General features: G+C 61.9%; 24 protein-coding genes. 6 read left to right on the forward strand and 18 right to left on the reverse strand.

The annotated features are described in order from the left end of the window. Nucleotides 1-222: 222 nt before the first annotated feature. From B9N97_RS31360 to B9N97_RS31385, 6 genes are all read left to right on the forward strand, one after another. Nucleotides 223-1,020 carry an SDR family NAD(P)-dependent oxidoreductase gene (locus B9N97_RS31360; protein WP_208621330.1) on the forward strand — a complete coding sequence of 266 codons (798 nt, stop codon included), beginning with the start codon at nucleotides 223-225 and terminating at the stop codon, nucleotides 1,018-1,020. A gap of 188 nt (nucleotides 1,021-1,208) precedes the next feature. Further along, a complete protein-coding gene (locus B9N97_RS31365; RefSeq protein ID WP_085091704.1) occupies nucleotides 1,209-1,535 on the forward strand; it encodes an NIPSNAP family protein in 327 nt (108 codons plus the stop codon). A gap of 122 nt (nucleotides 1,536-1,657) precedes the next feature. Beyond that, a complete protein-coding gene (locus tag B9N97_RS31370; RefSeq protein ID WP_167393446.1) occupies nucleotides 1,658-2,509 on the forward strand; it encodes an HpcH/HpaI aldolase/citrate lyase family protein in 852 nt (283 codons plus the stop codon). A gap of 42 nt (nucleotides 2,510-2,551) precedes the next feature. Next, the gene (locus B9N97_RS31375) at nucleotides 2,552-3,304 is read left to right on the forward strand and encodes an SDR family NAD(P)-dependent oxidoreductase (protein WP_208621331.1); all 753 of its coding nucleotides are present in this window, start codon (nucleotides 2,552-2,554) and stop codon (nucleotides 3,302-3,304) included. An 81-nt stretch (nucleotides 3,305-3,385) separates the two neighbouring features. Then, nucleotides 3,386-4,213, forward strand: coding sequence for an alpha/beta fold hydrolase (locus tag B9N97_RS31380; RefSeq protein WP_167393447.1), 828 nt, complete (start codon nucleotides 3,386-3,388; stop codon nucleotides 4,211-4,213). 44 nt (nucleotides 4,214-4,257) lie between these two features. Then, nucleotides 4,258-5,085 (forward strand): oxidoreductase, encoded by an 828-nt coding sequence (locus tag B9N97_RS31385; RefSeq protein WP_085091708.1) that lies wholly within the window; start codon nucleotides 4,258-4,260, stop codon nucleotides 5,083-5,085. Between the two features lie 109 nt (nucleotides 5,086-5,194). Here the strand turns inward: B9N97_RS31385 and dctP (B9N97_RS31390) are convergent, their stop codons facing one another. The 18 genes from dctP (B9N97_RS31390) to B9N97_RS31470 all read right to left on the reverse strand — a co-directional run bounded on the left by dctP (B9N97_RS31390) (nucleotide 5,195) and on the right by B9N97_RS31470 (nucleotide 22,530). Next, nucleotides 5,195-6,214: a TRAP transporter substrate-binding protein gene (dctP, locus tag B9N97_RS31390; RefSeq protein ID WP_167393448.1), complete on the reverse strand. Its 1,020-nt coding sequence runs from the start codon at nucleotides 6,212-6,214 to the stop codon at nucleotides 5,195-5,197. A gap of 185 nt (nucleotides 6,215-6,399) precedes the next feature. After that, nucleotides 6,400-7,125: an ABC transporter ATP-binding protein gene (locus B9N97_RS31395; RefSeq protein ID WP_085091710.1), complete on the reverse strand. Its 726-nt coding sequence runs from the start codon at nucleotides 7,123-7,125 to the stop codon at nucleotides 6,400-6,402. Further along, nucleotides 7,112-7,870, reverse strand: a complete 759-nt coding sequence (locus B9N97_RS31400) for an ABC transporter ATP-binding protein (RefSeq protein WP_085091711.1) — start codon at nucleotides 7,868-7,870, stop codon at nucleotides 7,112-7,114. Before B9N97_RS31400 ends, B9N97_RS31395 begins: the two co-directional genes overlap by 14 nt. Further along, on the reverse strand, nucleotides 7,867-8,790 hold the full coding sequence (locus B9N97_RS31405; RefSeq protein ID WP_085091712.1) for a branched-chain amino acid ABC transporter permease: 924 nt from the start codon (nucleotides 8,788-8,790) through the stop codon (nucleotides 7,867-7,869). The genes B9N97_RS31400 and B9N97_RS31405 overlap by 4 nt, the downstream gene beginning before the upstream one ends. After that, on the reverse strand, nucleotides 8,787-9,641 hold the full coding sequence (locus B9N97_RS31410; protein ID WP_085091713.1) for a branched-chain amino acid ABC transporter permease: 855 nt from the start codon (nucleotides 9,639-9,641) through the stop codon (nucleotides 8,787-8,789). Before B9N97_RS31410 ends, B9N97_RS31405 begins: the two co-directional genes overlap by 4 nt. Before the next feature lie 81 nt (nucleotides 9,642-9,722). Next, nucleotides 9,723-10,874: an ABC transporter substrate-binding protein gene (locus B9N97_RS31415; protein ID WP_085091714.1), complete on the reverse strand. Its 1,152-nt coding sequence runs from the start codon at nucleotides 10,872-10,874 to the stop codon at nucleotides 9,723-9,725. A 624-nt stretch (nucleotides 10,875-11,498) separates the two neighbouring features. After that, entirely contained in the window at nucleotides 11,499-11,903 is a 405-nt protein-coding gene (locus tag B9N97_RS31420; RefSeq protein ID WP_085091715.1) for a carboxymuconolactone decarboxylase family protein, read from the reverse strand. A gap of 1 nt (nucleotide 11,904) precedes the next feature. Next, nucleotides 11,905-12,921, reverse strand: coding sequence for an amidohydrolase family protein (locus B9N97_RS31425; RefSeq protein ID WP_167393449.1), 1,017 nt, complete (start codon nucleotides 12,919-12,921; stop codon nucleotides 11,905-11,907). Continuing rightward, nucleotides 12,918-13,388, reverse strand: coding sequence for a response regulator (locus B9N97_RS35390; protein ID WP_143266941.1), 471 nt, complete (start codon nucleotides 13,386-13,388; stop codon nucleotides 12,918-12,920). Before B9N97_RS35390 ends, B9N97_RS31425 begins: the two co-directional genes overlap by 4 nt. 453 nt (nucleotides 13,389-13,841) lie before the next feature. Beyond that, complete coding sequence (locus B9N97_RS31430) at nucleotides 13,842-15,146, reverse strand: TRAP transporter large permease (protein ID WP_085091717.1); 1,305 nt, start codon at nucleotides 15,144-15,146, stop codon at nucleotides 13,842-13,844. Then, a complete protein-coding gene (locus B9N97_RS31435) occupies nucleotides 15,143-15,706 on the reverse strand; it encodes a TRAP transporter small permease (protein WP_085091718.1) in 564 nt (187 codons plus the stop codon). The genes B9N97_RS31430 and B9N97_RS31435 overlap by 4 nt, the downstream gene beginning before the upstream one ends. Then, entirely contained in the window at nucleotides 15,703-16,740 is a 1,038-nt protein-coding gene (gene dctP / locus B9N97_RS31440) for a TRAP transporter substrate-binding protein (RefSeq protein WP_085091719.1), read from the reverse strand. The genes B9N97_RS31435 and dctP (B9N97_RS31440) overlap by 4 nt, the downstream gene beginning before the upstream one ends. A 369-nt stretch (nucleotides 16,741-17,109) precedes the next feature. Continuing rightward, a complete protein-coding gene (pxpA, locus tag B9N97_RS31445; protein ID WP_085091720.1) occupies nucleotides 17,110-17,862 on the reverse strand; it encodes a 5-oxoprolinase subunit PxpA in 753 nt (250 codons plus the stop codon). Nucleotides 17,863-17,873: 11 nt separating this feature from the next. After that, nucleotides 17,874-18,272 carry a MaoC/PaaZ C-terminal domain-containing protein gene (locus B9N97_RS31450; protein WP_085091721.1) on the reverse strand — a complete coding sequence of 133 codons (399 nt, stop codon included), beginning with the start codon at nucleotides 18,270-18,272 and terminating at the stop codon, nucleotides 17,874-17,876. Beyond that, nucleotides 18,269-18,730, reverse strand: coding sequence for a MaoC family dehydratase N-terminal domain-containing protein (locus tag B9N97_RS31455; protein WP_085091722.1), 462 nt, complete (start codon nucleotides 18,728-18,730; stop codon nucleotides 18,269-18,271). Before B9N97_RS31455 ends, B9N97_RS31450 begins: the two co-directional genes overlap by 4 nt. A 67-nt stretch (nucleotides 18,731-18,797) precedes the next feature. Next, nucleotides 18,798-19,985, reverse strand: a complete 1,188-nt coding sequence (locus tag B9N97_RS31460) for a serine hydrolase domain-containing protein (RefSeq protein ID WP_143266942.1) — start codon at nucleotides 19,983-19,985, stop codon at nucleotides 18,798-18,800. A 101-nt stretch (nucleotides 19,986-20,086) separates the two neighbouring features. Further along, nucleotides 20,087-21,283: a CaiB/BaiF CoA transferase family protein gene (locus B9N97_RS31465; protein WP_085091723.1), complete on the reverse strand. Its 1,197-nt coding sequence runs from the start codon at nucleotides 21,281-21,283 to the stop codon at nucleotides 20,087-20,089. Nucleotides 21,284-21,783: 500 nt separating this feature from the next. Next, nucleotides 21,784-22,530: an SDR family NAD(P)-dependent oxidoreductase gene (locus tag B9N97_RS31470; RefSeq protein WP_085091724.1), complete on the reverse strand. Its 747-nt coding sequence runs from the start codon at nucleotides 22,528-22,530 to the stop codon at nucleotides 21,784-21,786. Nucleotides 22,531-22,621: the final 91 nt, after the last annotated feature.

The following is a 22,621-nucleotide window of genomic DNA, read 5'->3' on the forward strand; positions in this document are numbered from 1 at the left end:
CCGGTCGGACAGCCTTTCTGCGATCAGTTGTTAATGGTCGGCCCAAACGGCCCCGCGCTCGATTAAGCGGTCGGATTGATGAGGTCGACCGAAAATAAATGGTCTTACATTTAATTCGCAGAACGTGATAGGGTTTGAGTCCAAGAGGGCGATATGACCGCGCTTGGCTTAATGGAAGAGGGATGACCGGCCGCTCTCCGCAAGGATCGGTCGAATTCCAGCATGGTCCATGGACGCTGGTGCCGCTTCCGATCAAAATCAAAAGCGAAGGGAGAAATCGTGTTCGATTTTTCTGGTAAGACCGCTCTGATCACCGGTGCGGGCAGCGGGATCGGCCGGGCGACCGCGCAGTATTTCCTGGAATGTGGGGCCCGGGTCGTCCTGGCGGACATCAACGTCGCCGCCGTTAAGGACGCGGCGCTGGCGCTGGATGAGTCCGGTACGCGCGCCGGCCACTGCCGCTATGACGCCGGCGATCCGGACAGCGCGGAAGCGACGGTCCGATATACCGTCGACCGTTTTGGCAGCATCGATCACCTCGTCCTGGCCGCCGGAATTTACGAACAGCAAGATTTTCGGGAGATGAGCGACGCGCAGTGGCACCGGATGATTTCGGTGAATCTGGATGGTGCCTTCTACATAAGCCGCCGTGCCGTACCGCACATGAAGGAAGGCGGCGCCATCGTGACGATCGCGTCCGTGGCGGCCCATCAAGGCGGTTCCTATCGCCATTCGCATTATGGCGCCAGTAAGGGCGGCGTTCTCGCCTTCACCCGGGGACTTGCCCGCGACCTCGCCCCTCACATCCGGGCCAACGCGGTAGCACCCGGCTGGATCGACACGCCGATGGTCGCCAAGACTCTGGAAACCAGCGGTGCCGCGAAAATCGGAGCCATTCCCTTGAAGCGCGTCGGACAGCCGAGGGAAATCGCGACGGTCGTCGGATTTCTCTGCAGCGACGCGGCGAGTTTCGTCACCGGGGAATCGATCATTGCCGCCGGTGGCGCTTATATGGGGTAGGCGTTGCCAAATCCCCGTATTTCCGGTTTGACAGAAGAGCCGGCGGCACATAAGGTCTGACCAAAAAGGAACGTTCTGCAACGAACCCGCCTGCGCTTAGCGCCGGGGGCATCGCCCCGGCGGACGCGCCGCGACACCCGACACGCGCGGCGAACGTCGGGCACAAAGACTGTGATTTGGAGGAACGAATGCTTCTTGAAATATGCGTATACCATTGCCTGCCCGGCCGGCTTCCCGCCTTGCTGAACCGGTTCCGGACCGCAACCTTGGGCCTGTTTGAAAAACATGGTTTCAAGCCCGTTGGCTTCTTCACCACCAAGATCGGCGCGTCGGCGCAGGACCTGACCTATCTTCTGAGCTGGGATTCGCTCGAGGAACGGGATCGCTGCTGGGGCGCCTTCCACACCGATCCGGACTGGATCGCCGCACGCACCGCCAGCGAACAGGATGGTTGGATCGTCGCGAACGCCAGCAACCAGATTTTGGCCCCCACGGATTTTTCCCCGCTGCGGTGAAGTCCGGCCCGTTTCGGGCTCGAGCGTTCCGGGATCGGCCGTGCGGGCCGTCCGCCGGACAGACTTCATAAATTGAGGCGAGGCAGCGTAGATCCATGACTGGCCGAGTGCGCTATGCTGGAATGAAGAGCATCCTCGAGGTGCCGCTTCTCAATGAAAAATACGCCTCCAAAATACCGACCACGCCGTCTGACGCCGTGATGCTGGACCTCGAGGATTCCGCACCTCCGGATCAGAAATCCGCCGTGCGCGAGCGTGTCTTGCAGGTCCTGGAGAACCGCGATCTCTTCGGCTCCCGGCATGTCATCGTCCGGGTGAACAATCTGGCGACCGACTGGGGGCGCGACGACCTCGAGGCTCTAGCCGCGTACCGTGGCGAGATCGTAGTTTGCTATCCCAAAGTCGAGACCGAAGGGGAGTTGAACGAGGTCGTCGGCCTGTCCCGCGCCAACGACGCCAGCCGTGGCGTCTACGCCATGATTGAAACCGCGCGGGCCGTGATCGAGATGGAGCGAATTGTCCGATCCGATGGGCTGGTCGGCCTTCATTTCGGCTATGTGGATTTTGCCGCCGACGTCGGATGCCAGCTCTTCAACGCCGAAGGGGACGATCTCCACGCCGGTTTGGGATACGCGCGAGCCAAGGTCGCCGTGGCCGCGGCGGCGTATGGGCTATTCTCCACCGGCGGCTCCATGGTGCCGGAATACAAGGATCTGCGGAAGGTCGAGACCTTCGTGCGGAGTTGGGCCGACCTGGGCTACACGGCCTGCATCGCCTTGTCCCCATCGCATCTTGAGATCGTCAACCGTGTGTTGCAGCCGTCCGCGGCGATGATTGACAGGGCGAGGCTGATCCGCGCGGCTTACGAGGACGCGACGGCCAAGGGCGAGTCGAACGCGATCCTGGACGGCAAGGTCATCACGACGCCGGACTATCGTAACGCCAGACTGCTTCTGGCGCGGGCAGGCCAGTAGGACAGAGGCCGAGAACACAGGAACTGGGAAGGAAAACGGATTATGAGGCTTGCGGGAAAGACGGCCCTGATTACGGGTGCCGGGGCTGGAATCGGCCGGGCATGCGCCGAGCTTTTTGCCGAGGAAGGCGCACGCGTCGTGATTGCCGAGCGCGACGTCGAGACCGGGCAAGCGGTGCAGGAGGCTCTCACCCAAAGGGGTCTTGAGTGTCTCTTCGTGCAAACTGACGTTTCCGACGCCGACAGCGTCAGGAATGCCATCACGCGCACTATCGAGACCTATGGCCGGATCGATGTTCTCTACAACAACGCCGGCGGTTCCTCGCTGTCGGATGGCCCTGTCACGACAGCGCCGTTCGAAGAGTTCTGGAACAAGATGAAGGTGGATCTCTTCGGCGTCTGGGCCGGTTGCCATTACGCCATACCGCACATGATAGAGGCCGGGGGCGGATCGATCATCAACGCGACTTCCGTTCTGGCCTTGATGGGAACCTCCGGTCGGGATGCGTACACCACGGCCAAGGGCGGCATTATCTCACTGACCCGGTCGATGGCGGTCGAATTCGCGCCGCACAAGATCAGGGTGAACGCGATCGCCCCGGGCGCGACGACGACCGAGCGGGTGCTGAAACGTCTTGCGCAGGCGAATCCGGGTCCGTCAAAGACGGCGGCGGCCAGCCTGCTTGGGTTGATCGAACCCAGGGAGATCGCCTATGCCGTTCTCTTCCTCGCGTCCGATGAATCGCGGAAGATGACCGGTCAGGTCATGGTCGTTGACAGCGGCCTCACGATCTAACAATCAGCCGCCGGTCGCGGGGTCATGAGACCGTTACGCCATGCCCCCGCCCGCCGACGATCCGGAGCAGGAATTCGCGACGTGACGATTCACATCGAAGGTGACGGTGATCCGACCATACTCTTCGTGCACGGCTTCTGCTGCGCCAAGGAAGACTGGTCGCTGCTGGTAAGCGCACTGTCGAAGCGCTTCAAATGCGTTTCGGTGGATCTGCCGGGACATGGCGCCTCATCGACGCATGGGGGGGAAGGCGGAACACCCACCATCGCTGCCGCCGCCGCCGCGGTCAACGATGCTAAGGCGCGCCATGGCTCCGGCCGGGTCATCCTCGTCGGCCACAGCTTGGGCGCCAAGATCATCCGCGAAGCGTATCGCCAGTCGAGCACAGGAATCATCGGAATGGTCCTGGTCGACGGAAGCCTGTATGTCAGCGACCGGCAGACGATGCTCGACAACGCGAACAAGGCGATCGCGAACGGCACGCAGGCCCTCATCCATCATCTGTTCGCGCAGATGTTCACGGAGAGCGTCGATCCGTCGATACCCGAGCGGATTCGGACTCGCGCTCTGGCGATGGACCCCGGCTTCGCCAGCGACCTGTTCCTCGACTCGGTCGAATGGGACACCCAATTCGCTGTCCGGACGATCCAGGACATCCGTGTGCCGGTTCTCGTCCTGCAAGCGACGACGTTCGACTCGCAGTTCCGCTGGCAGCCTCTGGAAGCCGGCGGAACGACCCCGCTGATCGAAACGGTCAGGAGCCATGTTTCCGACAGCACGGCGGTCGTGCTGGAAGGCGCCGGGCATTTCCTCATGATTGAAGCGCCGGAAGCCGCCGCGAAGGCGCTCGGGGATTTCGTCGAACGGGTCGCCGCGCCGCCCCAAGGGGTCGGCTCCGCGCGGGGTTGAGCGGAAGCGCCAAGCAAGAACAACCATTAGGAAGGAACGACGACATGCCCACTTGGTTGATCACCGGCTGCTCGACCGGCCTCGGCCGCCATCTCGCCGAAGCAGTGCTGGCCCGAGGATGGAACGCGATCGTCACCGCGCGGAATCCGGCGACGGTGCAGGACATCGTGGCGCGCCATCCCGACTCCGCCCTTGCCGTCGCGCTGGATGTGACCGACCGGACGCAGGTCGCCGACGCGGTGCGGCAAGCGGAAGCCCGGTTCGGCGGGGTCGACGTGCTGGTCAACAACGCCGGCCACGGCTATCGTACGGCCGTCGAAGAGGCGGACGAGGCGGAGGTGGACGAGTTGTTCGCCACCAACTTTTTCGGGCCGGTCGCGCTAATCAAGGCGTCGCTGCCCGGCATGCGGGCGCGGCGCCACGGCGCCATCGTCAATGTCTCCTCCATCGCCGCCCGCAGGACCTCGGCTGGGTCCGGTTACTATTCCGCGACGAAATGCGCGCTGGAAGGGCTCTCGGACGGGCTTCGCAAGGAGGTCGGCCCCCTCGGCATCAAGGTCATTGTGGTCGAGCCCGGCGCCTTCCGAACCGACTTCGCCGGCCGCTCGCTGCAGCAGGCCTCCACCGTCATCGCCGACTATGCGGACACCGCTGGGCGTCGCCGCAAGGAGAACGACAGGAGCCACGGCACGCAGCGCGGCGATCCCACGCGGGCAGCCCAGGTGATCATCAAGGCCGTGGAGGGGGAGGCGCCCTTCCGCCTGCTGCTGGGAAGCGACGCGGTCCATGAGGTGCGCAGCGCTATCGAGGTCGAGCGCGCGGAGCTGGACGCCTGGGAGGCAACCAGCCTGACCACCGATTTTCCAGCCTGAGGATTTGGGCCGGAAGAGAGCGGATCGCCGGTCGGCGATCCGCTCTCTTCCGGCCCCAGCCTCCCTCCACGCTCATGGAAGGGAGGCTGAAACATCATCCGAATGTCGCTTAACGGCCGAGCGCCTTGAGATAGGTGTCGTAAGCCTCCCGAGCCGGAATGCCACGCGACTGCAGCCGGTTGACATACTCGTCCGCCACGTTTCGAACCTTATTGTCCAGCACAGCCCTCGTCTCCGGTGTGAACTCGTACATTTTGACGCCACCCGCGGCAAATTCGACCTTGAGCTTACCGGTCAGATCGTCGAGATACTTCGCAACATGCGTCTCGGCTTTCAAACCGCAATCCTTCATTATTTTCTGATTTTTCGGTGACAGCTTTTGCCAGACGTCGGCGTCGATCGCCAGGATGCCAGCCGCCGATCCGAAGGCCCCGTTGGTGCTGATCGATTTGAGCACTTCCTGGAGCTTGTACGGAGCCACGCTGGGGATAGCCAGCAACGATCCGTCGACAACGCCCTGCTGCAGGGCCATGTAGGCATCGCTGCCTCCGATCTCGACGGGAACGGCACCGACAGACTTCAGCGTATAAAGCAGTGCACCGCCGGACGCGCTGACTTTTTTTCCCGCAATCGCGTCGAGGCTGTCCATCGGCTTGCCTCTCGACATGATCTGGTACGGCGGCGTCATGATGACGATCAGGGGGTAGACCCTGTTGCTTATGAATTCCTTCAAGAATACACCGTCGGCCTCGAGCACTTGACGGTTGATCTTTGCCATTTCTGTGGATGTATCGCCCATGTTCGGCAGCATGGAGATGCCGCTTAGCGGCATCTTGTTGGAGAGAGCGCTGATGACGAGATAGGAGATTTGAGCCAATCCCTTGTTCACGGCGTCCAGGGATTCGGTGGCGGATGCGATCTGGCTGGAGGGGAAGTAGCTGAAGTCGATCTCTCCATTCGACTCCGTCTTTACACAGGCCATAAATGGGACGAAACCTTCGGTCGAGGACCAGTGGTTTGGCGGAGAGATCGAGCTTAACAGGAGCTTCTCCGAAGCAACGGCGTCGGGCGTCCCGGCCAGAAGACCGGTCGCTATTCCAATGGCGGCGAGCGTAAGTTGTTTTCTCATTGGTATCTTTCCTCCCATGTTCATTATTTTTGATGACCGCCAGGAGAAAGGCAGAAATTCGCCATCGTCGTTGATGTCATGACGTCAGTTCTCCTCCTGATGCCGACAACGACGACGAATGGCCGTTTTTCCTTATGCAGGTGTGTTCATCCTCCCGGGTTATTGGCGTGCGGACCGCGCTTCGCTCAATGTTCGCCCTTGCCGCCGCCAAGATAGATGCTGCTGACCTCCTCGCTTTTCAGCAGGTCGGCGCTGTCGCCCTGCAGCGCGATGGAGCCTGTCTCGATGACGAAGCCATAGTCGGAGATCTTGAGGGCGAGCTTGGCGTTCTGCTCGACCAGAAGCACCGTCACACCTTCCTTGTTGATCGTCTGTACCAGATTTCCCACCTCGATGATTAGCTTCGGCGCCAGCCCTAGCGTCGGTTCGTCGAGCATCAGCACGCGCGGCTTGTTGATCAGCGAACGCGCAATCGCCACCATCTGCTGCTCACCGCCCGACAGGCTGGAAGCGACCTGGTTCCGGCGCTCGGCGACGCGTGGAAAGATCCCGTAGAGAAAATCCAGCCGCTCCCGGAACTCCTGCTTGTCCCGCATCCGGTAGGCGCCCATCCGGATGTTCTCGTAAACGGTCAGTTCGGAGAACAGGCGCCGCCCCTCCGGGCACAGGACGACGCCGCGATCGATCCGCTCGTGCGTCCTGAGCCGCGAGATATCCTCGTGCCCCAGATGAATCGATCCGTCGTTCTGGGCGACAAGACCGGCGATCGTCTTGAGAAGCGTGGATTTCCCCGCACCGTTGGCGCCGATAATCGCCACCACTCCCTTTTCGGGAATGGTGACCGAAACGTTCCGCAGGGCGTGGATGCCGCCGTAGTCGACGGAAATGTTCCGCACCTCAAGCAAATTCATAATTTTCTCCCAGATAGGCGTCGATCACCTTTTCATCGGCTTTGATGACATCGGGAGTGCCCAGGCAGATCCGTTTCCCCTGATTGACCACGAGGATGCGGTCGCAGATGTTCATCACCAGGGGCATGTCATGTTCGACGATCAGGATGCTGATGCCGCGCTCGTCGCGGAGCCGCCGCACCAGCGTGCTCGCCTCCCTCTTCTCGCTCGGGTTCAGTCCGGCGGCCGGCTCGTCCATCAGGATTAGCTTGGGCGAAACCATCATTGCCATGCCGATTCCGAGAATTTTCTGGTGGCCATAGGCCAGCCCGCCGGCCACGACGTCCAGCAGGGCGCCAAGACCAACGAAGCGCGCCACGTCCTCCAGCTCGACCTCTCCGTTCGGTTTGCTCTTGGAGAAGAGGGCGAAGGGATGATTCAGCCGCGCGATGACCTCGGCGCGCCGCAAATTCTCGCGGACCGTCTCCTGCTTGAACAGGTGGACGGCCTGGAAGGTGCGGGCGATGCCGCGGCGGCCGATCTCGTCGCTCGAATGAGCGGTGATGTCGATCCCGGCGAAGGCGACTCGCCCCGCAGTCGGTTTGTAGTGGCCGGCGATGACGTTGAACAGGGTGGTCTTTCCGGCGCCGTTCGGACCGATGATGCCAAAGATCTCCCCCTTTTCGACCGAAAAACTGATGTCGGAGACCGCCGTCAGCCCGCCGAACCTCTTGGTGAGGCCTTGAACGTCGAGCACCCGAGTCATGCTTTTCCTCCGCGACGGCGGCCAAGGGAAACTAGGCCCTGCTTGATGAAGATGATGGAGGCCATGAGGCAGACGCCGTAGATCAACAGCTGGTATTGCCGGGCTTCGCGGAGCAGCTCGGGCAAAGGCACGACGACGATGGCGCCGAGCAGCGGCCCGAGGATCGATCCGGTGCCGCCGATCGTGTTGATGACGATCAGATCGACCGATCCCCGGAAGCCGAACGGATCGGGGGACAGGAAGCCGATGTAGAAGGCGTAGATGCCGCCGCTGATGCCGGCGATGAAGCCGCTCAACGTGTAGGCGGCCACGCGCCACGCGATCGCGTTGGAGCCGATCGACCGGCTGAGCATCTCGTCCTCGTTCAGCGCCTCGATGATCGCGCCGATGTTCGATTTCTCGATGCCCCGCAGCACCAGGAAACAGAGGACGGTGAAGACCAGCCCGAGGACGTAGTAGTGATAGGTCTGGGCCAGACGGAAACCGAAGAGCGAGAGCTTCGGAATGCCGTAGAGTCCGCTCATACCGCCGGTCAGGGACGTCCATTCCTGGAAGATCAGGAAGATGACCTCGCCGAAGGCGTAGGTCAGCAGGACGAAATAGACCCCTTTGATCCGCAGGAACACCGGACCGGTGGCCAGGGCCATCAGGCCGCCGATCAGCCCGCCGCAGAGCAGGGCCGCCGGTGTCGGCAGGCCGAGCTGCATGGACAGCAGGGCCGCGGCGTAGGCGCCGATCCCCATGAAGGCCGGCTGGGCGATGGACAGCTGGCCCAGCTTCAGCATCAACCCCATGCTGAAGGCCATCGGCGTCATGATGGTGATCATGGTCGCGATGTGGAAGACGTAGCGATTGCCCAGAAACCAGGGGACAAGCGCCAGGACCGCAAGGGCGGCATAGAGGGTGGTGATCCGTTTCATCGTGCAATGCGCCCCATCAAACCCGCCGGCCGAACGACGACGATCAGCAGAACCATCAGAAAGGACGCGATCAGCGCGATCCCGGAACTAAACTGCGTCGACAGCACCGATTCACTCAAACCCAGCAGCAGGCCGCCCAGCATGGCGCCGGGAACGCTGCCCAGCCCGCCCAGGATGACCACGACGAACGCCTTCAGCATCGGCAGTTCGCCCATGTAGGGCCCCACCGTATAGATCGGCGCCATCAACCCGCCGGCGAGCCCCGCCAGCAGGCAGGACATGCCGAAGGCCGCCGAATAGACCAGACCGGCTTCGACCCCCATCAAGCTGGAGGTTTCCGGATCCTGGGCGACCGCCCGCATCGCGAGGCCGAGACGCGAAAGTTTCAGAAAGGCGTAGAAGCCGGCGAGGACCACGAGCGCCCCCAGGGCGACCACCGTCCGGTCCCAGGGGACCACCGCGCGGCCGAGCGTCCACACTCCGGAGAAGGGGCGGTTCACCGACTGTTCGGCCGGCCCGAAGACGATGAGGACCGTGGATTGCAGGATGATCGCGACCGCGAGCGACATGATCATGCTCGGCATCTCTTCGCTGACCAGCCGGCGGAACAGGGCGCGTTCGATCACGACGCCGAGAAGCCCGGCCGCAAGCCCGCCGCACAGCACCGCGAGGAAGAATGGCCAGCCGAACGAACCGGCCAGGATGAAGACGACGACCGCGCCGATCATATAGAATTCGCCATGCGCAAAATTGACGATGCGCATGATGCCGAAGATCATTGTGAAACCCAATGCCATGATCACGTAGATCAGGCCGGCCAACAGACCGTTGACGATCATCTGCTCGATCATTGAGAACGCTTCCCTGGTATTACAGCAGAGGTGCTACAGAAGGCAGGGGCGGCGCCGGACGGCGCCGCCACGCCGACGGCCTTATTGCTTGACCTCGACCATCCCGATCACATCGGCTCGACCGTTCTTCATCTGGGTCACAAAGATCGGGCAGAGGATCTGCTGGTCCCGGTAGTACAGCGTGCCGCCTTGAACGGAGTCCATGGGCAGCACCCGCTCGAAGGTCGCGGACACCTTCGCCGTATCCTCCACTGTCCCGGCGTTCTTGATCGCGAACAGAAGCAGGGTGATCGCGTCGTAATAGGGAGCGATCATATGATTGGGGTCCTGACCGACGGCTTTCTTGTATTCCGCCGCGATGCGCTGGAAGCCCGCCGTGGTGGGGTCGGCATAATCCATGGCAATCATGCCCTCGACCGCCTCCCTACTGCCGGCCGCCTCCAGCATTTCCTTCGGCCCCGGCCCCCCGGTCTTGATAAACAGCCCCTTGTAGCCGAGATCGCGCGCCTGCCGGATGATCAGGCCGGTGGTCGGCGGAGGCGTGCTGCCCAGATCGATGACTTCGGGATTCTGGCCGATAATCTTGGTCAGAAACGGCTGGAAGTCCTTCTGGGCGCGGTCGAAGAGCTCGTTGCCGAGCACCTGGAAGCCACTCGCCTTGAATGCCTCCTCATCGACTTTCGACGTCTCCCACCCGGTTTCATCATTCGGGTTAGCGAGGATGACGCGACGCTCCTTCCGGTTTTCCGCCAGCCACGCGATCAGGGGCTTGGCATAGTTGAGCGGAATGCTCGAAAGCCGTTTCAGGTATTTCGTGTCGGCGTCGATCGCCTTGGAGGTGAAAGCCGCGGTCAGGGCCAATATCTTGTCGGCTTCGATGTTTTTCTTCACGGCCAGCGTGCTGGCCGACGTCAACAGCACGACATATTTGACGTCGTCCTGGTTGACGAGGCGGTTATAGGCACCGACAGCCTCGGCCGCCTTGTACTGGTCGTCGTAGGTCACGATCTCGACGCGGTACTTCTTGCCGGCGACATCCAGACCGCCGCCCGCGTTAGCCTCTGACGCCGCGATGGTCGCGGCCTGCTGCATCGCCGTGCCCCAGGGCGCCCCGCCGCCGGTCATCGGAGCGATAAGGCCGATCTTCAGCGTTTCCGCCTTGGCCTGCGGCATCATCATGGTCGACGCGCAGACGCCAACCGCGAAGGCAGTCGCGAGCTTCCTGAAATCCATTCTGTTCCTCCCCTTGCCGGCACGACCCAAGCCACCGGACGCCAACGCGATGGCCTGCCGCTTGCGCGCCAGTCTGAAATCATGCGTCGCGGAATCGATCACGGTCCCGGGATGAGCGACGACCTATGCGGCACGCGGCCCAATCCCTACGGCGGCAATCCTTCCGCCATCGGAAAAGCCGCCCGCAACGACCGCGGTCTGCGGCTGCCACAAGATACCCATGATCGTCCTCCCCTACTCTTTTCTCCCGACGCCGCTTCACGACTGAGTGTCCAGCCGGTGCGTGCGGGGTTCTGGACCCTTTGTGTCCGATGTTGCCGACCCTAACAGTCCGTCGTCAACATAAATTGTCAGACCATTAAAAGGGAGGCGACACGGCTCCATAAAACATTGATTTCTCTGGCGTCTATACAATCGAAAAGGGAGGCAGAAACGCAGGACACCCGACTTTCGCGATATTTTTCTGTTAAAATTAAACGAGCGTTGAACGGATGGTTCAATATCATCCGATGCCGCGCGGGATTTCCAGGGGCGGAGCGCGGGTTCCTTGGGTGGAGGAGCGTCGCCCCACCCTTGGGCCCCGGCCCCGAACGACGTCGCTGCATACCTGACGCTGATTCCATCCTAATGATGGGCGGCGTCCTCCCGCATCTTCAGCATGGCCCGCACTCCGTTGGAGAGCGCGATGCCGCCGGCCGGGATCAGCAGCGCATGGAAACCCTGGATCGCTTCGCGTTCGGTCAGACCCGCCTTGTAGGCCCGTTCGAGATGATGGATTGTCACCTCAATCGGCACCGGCGCCATCGCGCAGGCGCAGGCGCAGATCAGCTCGCGGTACTTCACATCGAGCGACCCTTCCGTGGGCGCGGGCTCGAATCCCAGGGTGCGGCAATAGGCCTCGTCGAACACGTCCAGAAAGCCGGGATCGAGTTCCGCCATCAGCTCGTGCAGCGGCCAAACATGGCCGCGCCGCTCGCGGATGCGCTGGAGGATGGCTTCGCCGCTGGGCGGCGACGTTGTGTCGTCCATGTCAATGTCCTTCCGCGTCTTGTTCTAGATTGTAGACCCGGCGGGCGTTTCCGGCGAAAATGGCCGTGAGCTCGTCGGTCGACAGGTCACCCAGCATCTTCTTGTAGGCGTTCAGCAGCATACTGTAGGGCGCGGCGGCCCGATCGACCGGGTAGTTGCTTCCGAAGATCGACCGTTCTGGCCCGAACACCTCGGCGCAGGTCCTGACATAGGGACTCCACAGCCGGACCAGCTCGTCCGAGGACGCGGCCTGCCCGTTGTCCTGGAAGCCGAACCCCAACCGCGAGATCGCCAGACCGCTCAGCTTAATGTGGACGTTCGGCATCTCGGCGATTGCCCTGATCCCGGCGGACCAGATCTTGAAGACCTCATCGCGGCGGCCGGCGTAGGGGCCGACGCCCAGTGGGCCGCCGACATGATCGACCACGATCTTGAGTTCGGGCAGACGGGCGGCGAATCGTGCGATATCGTCGAGCTGCGTGTGGAACCCCCAGAGGTCGAGCACCAGCCCCATCTCCGCCAGACAGCGTGCGCCCTTCTGGAACTCCTCTTTTTGAAGGAGATTTTCCGAGGGATAGCCGACCTCGCCATAACCAGCGACCGGGTCGGCATCCCAGGCGACACGATAGCGGACGCCGCGGAAACGCCCCTTGGCAGCTTCGGCGTGGGCTTCAAGAACGGGCTTCACCCCATCTCCGAGCATCAGGTCGGCACAGCCGAGTATGCCCGCCGCCAGCGCATGGTTCGAGCCTTCCGCCAACTTCACCTGGTCGAGCACATAATGCGTCTCGCCGACCGGACGGAACGCCTCACGTGGATCGTCCGAAAAGCACATCCCGCATTCCGCGTAGATGCTCGCCTGCACATTGTGTCCGGCCGCGACATCGGCAAGGAAGTCCTGTGCGAAATAATTGTCGCGCGTCCACAGATGGATGTGGGAGTCGACGATGGGCAGTTCGGGAAGAAGGACAGGCTCGGCCGCGTTCCCGCTATGCACCCGTTCGGCGCTGGACGTCAATTTTCTCTCCTCTGGAAGAGGTCCGATGGTTTCGCACTAGAGTTATATGGTCGGTCCATTTTGTCCACACTTAATACCAAGTCCCACTGAAAGGAACCTGTGTCGAGTGGGATCAGGCAGCGTGGCCGGACCACCGCTCTTTGTAGATCATGTACAGTAAAGGGCATTTCCAGCCACGTTATGTCGCTGGAATTGCCGCTTCCTGGTGACAGAAATCGCGCCGCGATGCCGATCATTTTTATTGGATAACGGCGCGCCAAAACACAAAGATTTTCATATCCACCCGCCAAGTCAACGTTAACCAGGAGCATGTCTGGCAAAGATTTGTGCAGAGCAACGCGCAATTCCGCTGGAGAGTGCACAGTGTGACAGGCACCACCCCATAGTTCGATGATGGCGCGCAGCCCCGAGGCAACTGTGGCCGATGGCTCGGCAATTAGCACAGTTGCGCCAACGAGTATCGTCATGGCTCCCTCCAAAGCGCTCATTCATCGCTATTTTCCAGATATTATTGTGCCGGTCGTCATATCGGGGCATAACAATCTTGCAGGTGCATCAATATGAGTGCATCCAGCTCGCGCATTACCTGAAGTGGACGCAAGAAAATCCATGCGGCGTTTTTTGCAGTTTTCCATTCTCTACCCTGATAGGCGCGGATGTCGCGCTATTTTATACCGAACAGACTGCCAATTTGATTACCGTTCATTTCAGCCTCTGACTTTCCAGCCACCCTTCGGTCAATGCATCAGAGTCCAGGCCTCCTAGGTACCCCCCATGAGAACTGGTATAAGAGCGCGCGAACAAGCCGGCACCCGGCCTTTGGGACAGGACGGCATCCTTTCGGACTGTATGCAACGGCACGGCTCCGGAGCGATCAGCCCGGAACCGTGCGGCCTGCCTTCCCTGATGAATCCGCAGGGCTAGTTCACGAGAGCCAGGGAGACCTGGGGAAAGGCGATCAGAATCCCGAGCAGGATAAGTTCCGTGACGAGATAGGGAATGATGCCGATGAAGCAGGAGCGCATGTCGGTTCGCGTCACCGACGACGTCACGAACAGCGCCATCCCCAGCGGTGGGTGAATCAGACCGATTTCGGCCGTTTTGATGATGATGACGCCCCACCAGACCGGATCGTAACCGAGCCCCACCATCAGGGCCGTGGTGATCGGCGCCGTCAGGATGATGATGGCCCCCTGATCCAGGATCATACCCAACATCAGATAGATGAAGACGATGATCAGCATCACGGCCGAGGCCGGCATTCCCGATTGAGCGATCCAGAACAACAGAGAGTCCGTGACCTTTGAGAAGGACACGAAGTACCCAAGGAAATGGGCCCCGAAGATGATCGCGATGATCATCGTGGTGATGCGGAGCGTGGCGCCGACCGCGTCCAGGAAATTGTGCCGGGTCATGCGGCGGGAATGGTAGGAGATGATCAGCGCGCCGAGCGCACCCAGAGCCGAGACCTCAGTGGGCGTAGCGACACCGCTGTACAGACCGCCGAGGATGATGAAGATCAGGACGACCATCGGCCAGATGTTTCCGCCACGCTCCGCCGGCTTTGCGCCGGACATCGCGGCCTGGACGGCCTCCTCTTCCTTCTTGACGGTCGCCGGCCCGAGATGCGGCCAGACATGCAGGACGATCGAAATCGTCAGCATATAGCCGATCGCCGTCAGGATCCCCGGCACGATGCCGGCGAGAAAGAGCTTGCCAACCGACGTCTCGGTCACGACGCCATAGAGAACGAACGGCACCGACGGCGGAATCATGATCGCAAGCGTTCCGGCGATGGCGATGGTTCCGGCGGCGAAGGACGGCGCGTAGCCGGCCCGCCGCATGGCGGGGAAGGATGCGCGCGCCAGGCTGGCGGCCGATGCCGCGCTGCTCCCCGTCGCTGCGGCGTGGACGACGCCGGCCATGATGCAGGCCATCGCCATGCCGCCGCGGATCCGGCGCAGGAGCCTGTTGCAGCTCAGCAGCAGATCCTCGGCCACGCCTCCGCAGGAGAGGAATTCGGCCATTAGCACGAACATCGGGATCGTCAGAAGCAGATTGTTCGCGACCGTGCTGTGAACGACCTTCGTCATGATCGCGATGATCGAATTGGCCGGCACGATCATAGCCAAACTGGCGACCCCCGCTAACCCGAGCGCAAAGGCGATCGGAATGCCGAAAATCATCAGGGCCAGGAGGAACGATGTTCCCATCAGGAAGGTCATGTCAGATCCTCGGCATCGTCGTGGTTGCCCTGAAGGTCCCTGCTCGGCCCGAAAGCCATCAGGACAAGTCGCACCGCCAGCAAACCAACGCCGATCGGGACCCATACCCAGGACCATGAAACCGGCCAGTCGATGACGCCCATTTGAACGTCGCCGCTCTCATAGACCTCGATGAAGTGGATTCCGGCAAGCCATGCCAGGACGGCAACATATGCCGAGCCGGAAAGCAGCCCGGCGCGCAGGAACATTTCGCGGATCGTTTCGGGCATGAGCTGGACAAAGGCCGAAATGCGGATGAAACCGCCCCGCCGAAAGCCCCAGGCCAACGGCAAAGTCATCATCCCGACCATCAGGTAGTTTTCTGTCAGATAGAAAGCGAAGCTCAAGGGCGCGTTGAACGTGTAGCGCAGCAGAGCGTCGAAGGAGATGAGGACCATGGTGGCGAGCATCAACGTGGCGCCGACAATCGCAGCAGCCAGTTCGATCTTACGAAATGCGTGATCGATTCGGCAAAACATTCCGTCACCAGTTATGGCCGCTTTAGCAATTGTCTGATTCATTGGCCGAGGGCTCCGGTATATTCCTTATACGCTTCTTGCGCAGGAAGGCCACGGGACGCGATCCGGGCGACGTAATCGTCCTTGGATTTCTTCAGCCGCTTGTCGATGGCGGCCATCGCTTCGCTCGTGTAGTCGAAGACCGTGATTCCGCTCTTGGCGAATTCAGCTTTCAAATCCGTCTGCAACTGATCGGCGTACCGCGCCATGTCCATCTCGACCTTGGTTCCGCAGTCGCTCATCGCCTTCTGATGAGCCGGCGACATTTTTTTCCAAAGTGCGGCGTCGATCGACCAGACCCCCACGGCCACACCGAAATTGGCGTTGCCACTCGTCGATTTGATGACTTCCTGCAGATTGTAGGGCTTCACGCTGGTCAGGGACAGCATCGTGCCGTCCACCGTCCCCTGCTGCAAAGCCAGGTAGAGGTCCGCCGACGACATCTCGATCGCGCTGGAACCGAGCGACTTGAGCGTGATGATCAGCGTACCGCCGCCCGTGCTGATCTTCTTCGTGCTCAGCTTCTCGATCGTGTCCATGGGCTCCCCCCGGGACAGCATCTGATAGGGAGGAAAGGCGTTGATCAGAAGCGGCTTGATGCGATTCTTCGCGAATTCCTTGGCCAGGAGCCCGTCGCTGTCCAGGACCTTGCGATAGGCTTTCGTGATCTCGACGACCGAGTCTCCCATTTCCGGCAGAAGAGCGAGCCCGTTCAACGGCATCTTGTCCGTTTGCGCGCTCAGCACGATGTACGAGACCTGGGCCAGCCCGTCGTTGACCGCCTTTAGCGATTCGAAGAAGCTCGCCAGTTGCCCCGATGGGAAGTACTTGAAGTCGATCTCGTTGTTGGTGGCCTGCTTGACGCACGCCATCCACGGCTCGCCGCCCTTGGTCGAGGCCCAATGCGCGGGCGGCAGGTTGGTCGTTACGACCAGCGTTTCCGCTGAAGCAGCGGCGGAGCAAAGCAAGGCGGAGCCCACCAGCAGGCTCTTGGCAATTTTCGAACGCCACATGGTCTTCATTCCTCCGCTGTTCATTTTGCTGTGTCCTATCCGAACGTCCGTTACGGACAGCCGCGCCCGTGGTCGTGAATATGGAAAAAACGCCGCAATTGACTTGCCAGGCGTGCTTATGCGCGGCTGTCTCTCAACGGGTGAAACTCGGTCACCGCCTTGATCACCAGACGTCCGGGTGTGGAACGTACCGTTTTTGAACCACCCACGGATAATTTGGTCCGTCCACTAAAAGCGCATTATCAAGCGGGATCGATTTTTGTCAAGAAGAGGTCGGACCTTTTTTCACCCAGTAGACTGTCTCATCGCCGGGGCCGGAAACGCAGGCGCCCGCCCATGCCGGCAACCGAAGTGCTGGTGTGGGCGGGCGCCTGGCAAACATCGTGATCGTCGTCAGATCTGCGATTTCGCAGACGCTCCCTGTGTTTCATCGAGCACCGCCCGGACGGCGGCGGCAACGCTGGCGGCATTGGGCATGTCCAGATGCACGCCGATCGACTCGAACACGACCGGCAGCTGCTTTCCCCCGGTCGTCTCCACGATTTTCTCCCGCAAGGCGCGGCGCAGCCGGGCGGCGACCCAGTCCAGGTCGATCGGCTTGTCTTTGGCGACGATGTAGCGGCCGTCGTCGTCGAATGGCAGATCCACGTAGAATTCCGGGATGTAGCGAATCCCGCGACGGCGCGCCACCGCCTCGCTCACCGAGCCGGCCAAGCCGATCAGCGCAACGCCGAAAGGCTCCACGGCGTCGCACACCGCCTCGGCCAGCTCCTCGGTCCGGCCTGACATGCTGTAGATCACGCCATGCGGCTTGACGTGGTTCAGCGTCGCGCCCCGGGCGTCGAGGAAACCTTTCAGGGCCCCGATCTGATAGATGAAATTGTCGCGCAGATCCGCGCGGCTGATCTTCATCTCGCGACGGCCGAATCCGGCATGGTCGGGCAGCGACGGATGCGCACCGATCTTGAGACCGTGCTTCATCGCCAGCTGGACGGTCCGGCCGATCGTCATCGGATCGCCACCATGGAAGCCGCAGGCGATGTTCGCCATATCGACATGGGGGGCGATGCCCTCGTCGTCCCCCGTCCGATATACCCCGAAGCTTTCGCCCATGTCGCAGTTGATCGCGTACGCATCCGCCACCATCAGGAGATCCTTTATCGGAGATCGACGACGGCCTCGCCGCGCACCGTCACAGTGCCATCCGCGAGCGTGACCGTGAGATCCAGGGTCGCTAGGCCATCGTCGATCGCGACGACGCGCCCCCGACAGGTCGGGTTCGCCAGCACGGGCGTGACGGCCGCAAAACGCGCCTTGTAGGACCGGATGCGTTCCTGCGGCACGCAGTTTGTCAGGAAGCGCCCGAGATGGGCCATCGCCAGCATGCCGTGGCCGATCACATCCTCGCGCCCCCTGGCTTTGGCCGCGTCAATGTCGATGTGGATCGGCTGGTGATCGCCGGAACCACCGGCGAAGAGCGCGAGCGTCCGGCGCGAAATCGGGCCGATCTCAAGCGGAGGCAACTCCATGCCCACGGTCACATCCGAGAGGGTCATGCCGCCACCTCACGGTGCATCACGGCGATCGAACAGAAAGTCACGGCCACGAGTTCATCCCCCCGCTTGATGTCCGTTTGCTTGACGACGAATTCCAACGCGCCGCCTTTCTTGGTGTAGACGTCGGCGATCCGGCGATGCAGAACCAGGCTGTCGCCAGCATGGACCATCTTGTGATAGACGAAGGACTGTTCACCATGGAGCGTGCTGGTCGTATCGACGCCCAGCGCCAGAAGCCATTCCAGCGGGTTGGGAACGTCGAGTTCGATCGCGTTGCCCAGAAAACTCGGCGGAACCGGCAGATCCGGATGCCCTGCCCGCCTCGCCGCATCGAGATCGGTATAGACCGGATCGGTCTCGCCGATGGCTTTGGCGAAGAGGCGCAGCCGCCCACGCTCGATATCGACGGTCAGTGGCGCCAGCTCAAGCTGCAGCGCCTTCTCGCGATCCACGTACATGCCGTTGGACCTCCCTCAAGCCGTTTTGGGTCAGATGTTCAAGGGAGCAGGACCAGTGCCGGCCCGCTCACAGGCAATCGTAGATCGCCTTATAATAGACGCCGTTCAGCTGGTTCCGGCCCGACTGGCACTGGTTCATGGCATAGCCGATGGTGATGCGCCGCTCGACGTCCGCAATCGCCATAGCGCCGCCTGTGCCGTACCAGTAGCAGGTTCGCTTGCTCGGCCGGATGAAGGGCAGCGGTCCCTTCTCGCTCTTCTCAAGCGGCGCCAGCGCATAGCCGATGCCCCAGCGGATGGGACGCCGGTAATAGGCGTCGATGCCGTTGCTCTGCTCGCGAAAGATCAGGTCGATGGTCTCGGGCGACAGCAGTGTCACGCCCCGCGCCTCACCGTCGAGGCTCAGCGCCGAAATGATGCGTCCCAACCCGCGCGCGTTCGCGTGGCCACTGCTGCCGGCAAATTCGGTGCGGCGCCATTCCGGGGAGTTGAACACCAACAGCGGGTCGCCCATGGTGCCAGAAAAGGAGCCGGCGCGGGTCCTCGTCGAAATGATCTCGTCTTCGGTCTGTTCGCTGAGCGGAGCCGTGGGCTTCGGCGCGGGCGCCGGATCATCGTCCGGATAAATGGTCGCAACCCGGTCGAAATCCTTGTCCGCCAGCCCCAGATGGAACTCGGCCTCGAGCGGGCCGGCGATCTCGGTGGCGATGAACTCCTTCAAGGACCGTCCGGCCGCGCGGCGGAACAGCTCGGCGTTCAGATGGCCGAAAGTGCTGGCGTGATAGGACCCGCGCGCGCCCGGCTGCCACCAGGGCGCCTGAGCCGCCAACTTTGCCGTCGACGCCTCGGTGTTCATGGCGTCTTCGAAGGTGAAGGGCGGCTCCCAGGCGGGCAGACCCGCCGTGTGGCTCATGAGGTGACGGACCAGAACGCTGCCCTTGCCGTTCTGGGCGAATTCCGGCCAGTAGCGGGCGACGGGGGCGTCTACATCGAGCTGTCCCCGATCGACGAGCATCAAAAGCGCCAGGCTGGTGATGGTCTTGCTTCCAGAAAACACGTTCACGAGGGTGTCTTCCGTCCAGGGAGTGATCCGCGCGCGCTCGCGCCAGCCACCCCAGACGTCGATGACGTCCTCACCATCGATGTTGAGGTACAGGCTTGCGCCAACCTCCTTTCCAGCCTCGATGTTCCCGGCGAGCGCGTCGCAGACGCGCTGGAAGCGCGGGTCCCAGGTACCCTTCAGATTGATCATCATAGCCTCATGGTCGTCAACGGCGCGGCTACGTCCGGTCCGCCTGCGCGCCACGTCCGGAAAAGGCCGTGGCGCGCGGAGGGTTCGTCAGTGGACGCCTTGGTTCAGAGGACGCCCTGGTTGCGCAGCGCATCGATCTCGGATTGGGAATAGCCCAGCAGATCCGTCAGGATCGTGTCGGTGTGGGAGCCGAGCGCGGGCCCAGCCTCATGGATTTGTCCCTCGAACCCGGAAAAACGTCCTGCCGACGAGGCCATGCGGATCGGCTTTCCGGTTTCAGAATCCTCCACCGAGACGATCGATCCCCGCTCGGCGATGTGCGGATCGCGCGCGATCTCGGCGGCGGAATAGACCGGACCGCAGGCAATGCCGGCTTCGGCGCAGACATCGACCAGTTCGAGCAGATCGTGGCTCCTGGTCCAGTCCGTCACCTTGGCCTCGATCTCCTCGCGGTGCATGATGCGCACGCGGTTGCTGTCGTACTTCAAAAGGCTGTCGTCGCCGATCAGCCCGACCAGTCGACGCCAGATCGGCTCCGTCGAGGCAGGGATGGAGACGAAGCGCCCGTCCTTCGTCGGGAAAAGCCCGTTCGGACTGATCAGAGGGTTCGAGTTGCCGATGCGCTCCATGACGGTCTCGTCCTCGTCATAGGCCGCGACCTGGTCCTCAATGATACGGAACAGAGGTTCGTAGAGTCCCAGATCGATCAGCTGCGGCTCGCCGGTACGGTCCCGCTCCCGCAGGGCGAGCATGATGGCGAAAGCGCCGTAAAGTCCGGCGACGCCATCGCCGAGCATCGGGTATCCTGACTGCGCCGGCGGCTGGCCGGGAAATCCCGTCCTGTGCGTGAGGCCGGCGAAGGCTTCCGCGACGCGCGCGAACCCCGGCCGGTTCGCGTATGGGCCGGTCCGGCCGTAGGCGGTGAGATGGAAGACGATGATGTCTTTTTTAACTTTCACAAGGTCTTCAAAATCAATTCCCCACTTGGTCAAGGTCTCGGGCCGGTAATTGAGCAGGACCACGTCGCATTTGCTGGCGAGCTGCTTCAGCACCTCGCGGCCCTTTTCCACCCGCAGATCGAGCGTGACGCTCTGCCGGTTGCGCCCCACGACCTTCCAGAGCAGCGACACCGCTCCCCGGAATGGCGGATACCGGCGCATCGTGTCGCCGGTTTTCGGCTGCTCGATCTTGATGATTTCCGCGCCATACTCCGAAAGCAGCGATGCCGCCGTTGGGGCCGCCAACAGAGACGCCGCGTCCAGCACGCGGATGCCTGACAATGGTCCAGTCTTGTTTCGCATTATCCTGCATTCCAATACTTATTACGGTATCGGTGAAAAAGCACCGAAGACTGATCCACCGGTGAGGAAACGCTCGCGTAGAGCGGTTCGGAGCGGGCGAAGTGACCTTGCAAAGTGGTCGACAACGAACAGCTAGGAATCCCACGCCAACCCAACTTCATACGCCGGCCAAACGGCTGTGGGCCGTAGACCGAACTGGCCGGGATCGACGACTTCCGTAACCGTTCCGACCTTCTAGAAAAGGTCCGTCCTTTAATGTTTGATAACCGGATGTTCTGCGGTTGTCCAGAAAAATTTGGCGGGAGAAACCCCGGAATGTCTCGACCGGAATGTTATGATGGATGGGTTCTTTGAAATGCCGCCCGTTCCCATGGCTTCCGGATGGCTTCCGTGGCGGCGAACTCGGCCGCGACCCGCTGGAGGAACCAAGAATTCGAATATTTCTACGGCGCATCGCCAAACCCTCTCCCCGAACGAGGGGAGAGGGCGGGAAGGCGAAATCAGATGATGAGGTACCCGCCATCGACCGGCAGCGTCACGCCATTCACAAAGCTGGCATCGTCCGAGCAAAGGAAGACGATCGCCTTCGCCAATTCCTCGGACTTGCCGTAACGCTTCATCGGGCAGTGGAAATCCAGCCAGCCGGTGAACTTGTCCATCCCGGACGCCGTCATCGGCGTCTCGACATAGCCGGGCGCCACGGCGTTCACGCGCATGCCGAACGGGGTCAGTTCGCGGCACATCGCCTGCGTGAAGGACCGCACACCGCCCTTGGACGCCGCATAGCCCGCCTGGGCGAAGCCGCTGGTGAAGGCGACGACCGACGAGACGTTGACGACGGCGCCGCGCTTCTCCTTCAGGTCGGGAAGGCAGGCGACGGTGATGTTGTACATGCCGGTCAGGTTGACGGCGATCGAGCGGTCCCATTGTTCCGCCGAAAGCTCGTCGCCCAACCGCGCCGTTCCCGCGATCCCGGCGTTGTTCACCAGGATCGCCACGGGTCCATGTTCGTCGCGCACCCGCTTCATCAGTTCGGCGCAGGCCGCCCGGTCGGCGATGTCGAGCTGGTAGCCGGCAGCCTTCAGCCCTTCGGACACGAGCTGCTCGGCGCTCGCGCGCACTTTGTCGCCGTCGATGTCGCAGATGATGGCGACCGCGCCTCTGGTCGCAAGCTCCCTGGCGGTGGCGAGGCCGATGCCGCCCGCGCCACCCGTCACCACTGCCACCCGGCCTGTCATGTCATTCATCGCATCCCTCCCTCTTTCCCAGGCCAAGGCGGCGTCACCGCCCGCCCTGCCTCAGTTCCACTGTCACGATGTCGGATCTTCTAGACCGACG

The organism is Azospirillum oryzae (assembly GCF_900177515.1).
Taxonomy (GTDB): Bacteria; Pseudomonadota; Alphaproteobacteria; order Azospirillales; family Azospirillaceae; genus Azospirillum; species Azospirillum oryzae_A.

What these genes read in the sequence shown, in the direction of transcription:
- B9N97_RS31455 (WP_085091722.1), bottom strand. Translation starts at nt 18,730, where the DNA reads ATGTACGTGGATCGCGAGAAGGCGCTGCAGCTTGAGCTGGCGCCACTG.
- B9N97_RS31360 (WP_208621330.1), top strand. Translation starts at nt 223, where the DNA reads ATGGTCCATGGACGCTGGTGCCGCTTCCGATCAAAATCAAAAGCGAAG.
- B9N97_RS31465 (WP_085091723.1), bottom strand. Translation starts at nt 21,283, where the DNA reads ATGCGAAACAAGACTGGACCATTGTCAGGCATCCGCGTGCTGGACGCG.
- B9N97_RS31370 (WP_167393446.1), top strand. Translation starts at nt 1,658, where the DNA reads ATGAAGAGCATCCTCGAGGTGCCGCTTCTCAATGAAAAATACGCCTCC.
- B9N97_RS31400 (WP_085091711.1), bottom strand. Translation starts at nt 7,870, where the DNA reads ATGACTCGGGTGCTCGACGTTCAAGGCCTCACCAAGAGGTTCGGCGGG.
- B9N97_RS31460 (WP_143266942.1), bottom strand. Translation starts at nt 19,985, where the DNA reads ATGATGATCAATCTGAAGGGTACCTGGGACCCGCGCTTCCAGCGCGTC.
- dctP (WP_167393448.1), bottom strand. Translation starts at nt 6,214, where the DNA reads ATGAGAAAACAACTTACGCTCGCCGCCATTGGAATAGCGACCGGTCTT.
- B9N97_RS31430 (WP_085091717.1), bottom strand. Translation starts at nt 15,146, where the DNA reads ATGACCTTCCTGATGGGAACATCGTTCCTCCTGGCCCTGATGATTTTC.
- B9N97_RS31405 (WP_085091712.1), bottom strand. Translation starts at nt 8,790, where the DNA reads ATGAAACGGATCACCACCCTCTATGCCGCCCTTGCGGTCCTGGCGCTT.
- B9N97_RS31420 (WP_085091715.1), bottom strand. Translation starts at nt 11,903, where the DNA reads ATGGACGACACAACGTCGCCGCCCAGCGGCGAAGCCATCCTCCAGCGC.
- B9N97_RS31395 (WP_085091710.1), bottom strand. Translation starts at nt 7,125, where the DNA reads ATGAATTTGCTTGAGGTGCGGAACATTTCCGTCGACTACGGCGGCATC.
- B9N97_RS31470 (WP_085091724.1), bottom strand. Translation starts at nt 22,530, where the DNA reads ATGAATGACATGACAGGCCGGGTGGCAGTGGTGACGGGTGGCGCGGGC.
- B9N97_RS31435 (WP_085091718.1), bottom strand. Translation starts at nt 15,706, where the DNA reads ATGAATCAGACAATTGCTAAAGCGGCCATAACTGGTGACGGAATGTTT.
- B9N97_RS31385 (WP_085091708.1), top strand. Translation starts at nt 4,258, where the DNA reads ATGCCCACTTGGTTGATCACCGGCTGCTCGACCGGCCTCGGCCGCCAT.
- B9N97_RS35390 (WP_143266941.1), bottom strand. Translation starts at nt 13,388, where the DNA reads ATGACGATACTCGTTGGCGCAACTGTGCTAATTGCCGAGCCATCGGCC.
- dctP (WP_085091719.1), bottom strand. Translation starts at nt 16,740, where the DNA reads ATGAACAGCGGAGGAATGAAGACCATGTGGCGTTCGAAAATTGCCAAG.
- B9N97_RS31410 (WP_085091713.1), bottom strand. Translation starts at nt 9,641, where the DNA reads ATGATCGAGCAGATGATCGTCAACGGTCTGTTGGCCGGCCTGATCTAC.
- B9N97_RS31375 (WP_208621331.1), top strand. Translation starts at nt 2,552, where the DNA reads ATGAGGCTTGCGGGAAAGACGGCCCTGATTACGGGTGCCGGGGCTGGA.
- B9N97_RS31450 (WP_085091721.1), bottom strand. Translation starts at nt 18,272, where the DNA reads ATGACCCTCTCGGATGTGACCGTGGGCATGGAGTTGCCTCCGCTTGAG.
- B9N97_RS31365 (WP_085091704.1), top strand. Translation starts at nt 1,209, where the DNA reads ATGCTTCTTGAAATATGCGTATACCATTGCCTGCCCGGCCGGCTTCCC.
- B9N97_RS31415 (WP_085091714.1), bottom strand. Translation starts at nt 10,874, where the DNA reads ATGGATTTCAGGAAGCTCGCGACTGCCTTCGCGGTTGGCGTCTGCGCG.
- pxpA (WP_085091720.1), bottom strand. Translation starts at nt 17,862, where the DNA reads ATGGTGGCGGATGCGTACGCGATCAACTGCGACATGGGCGAAAGCTTC.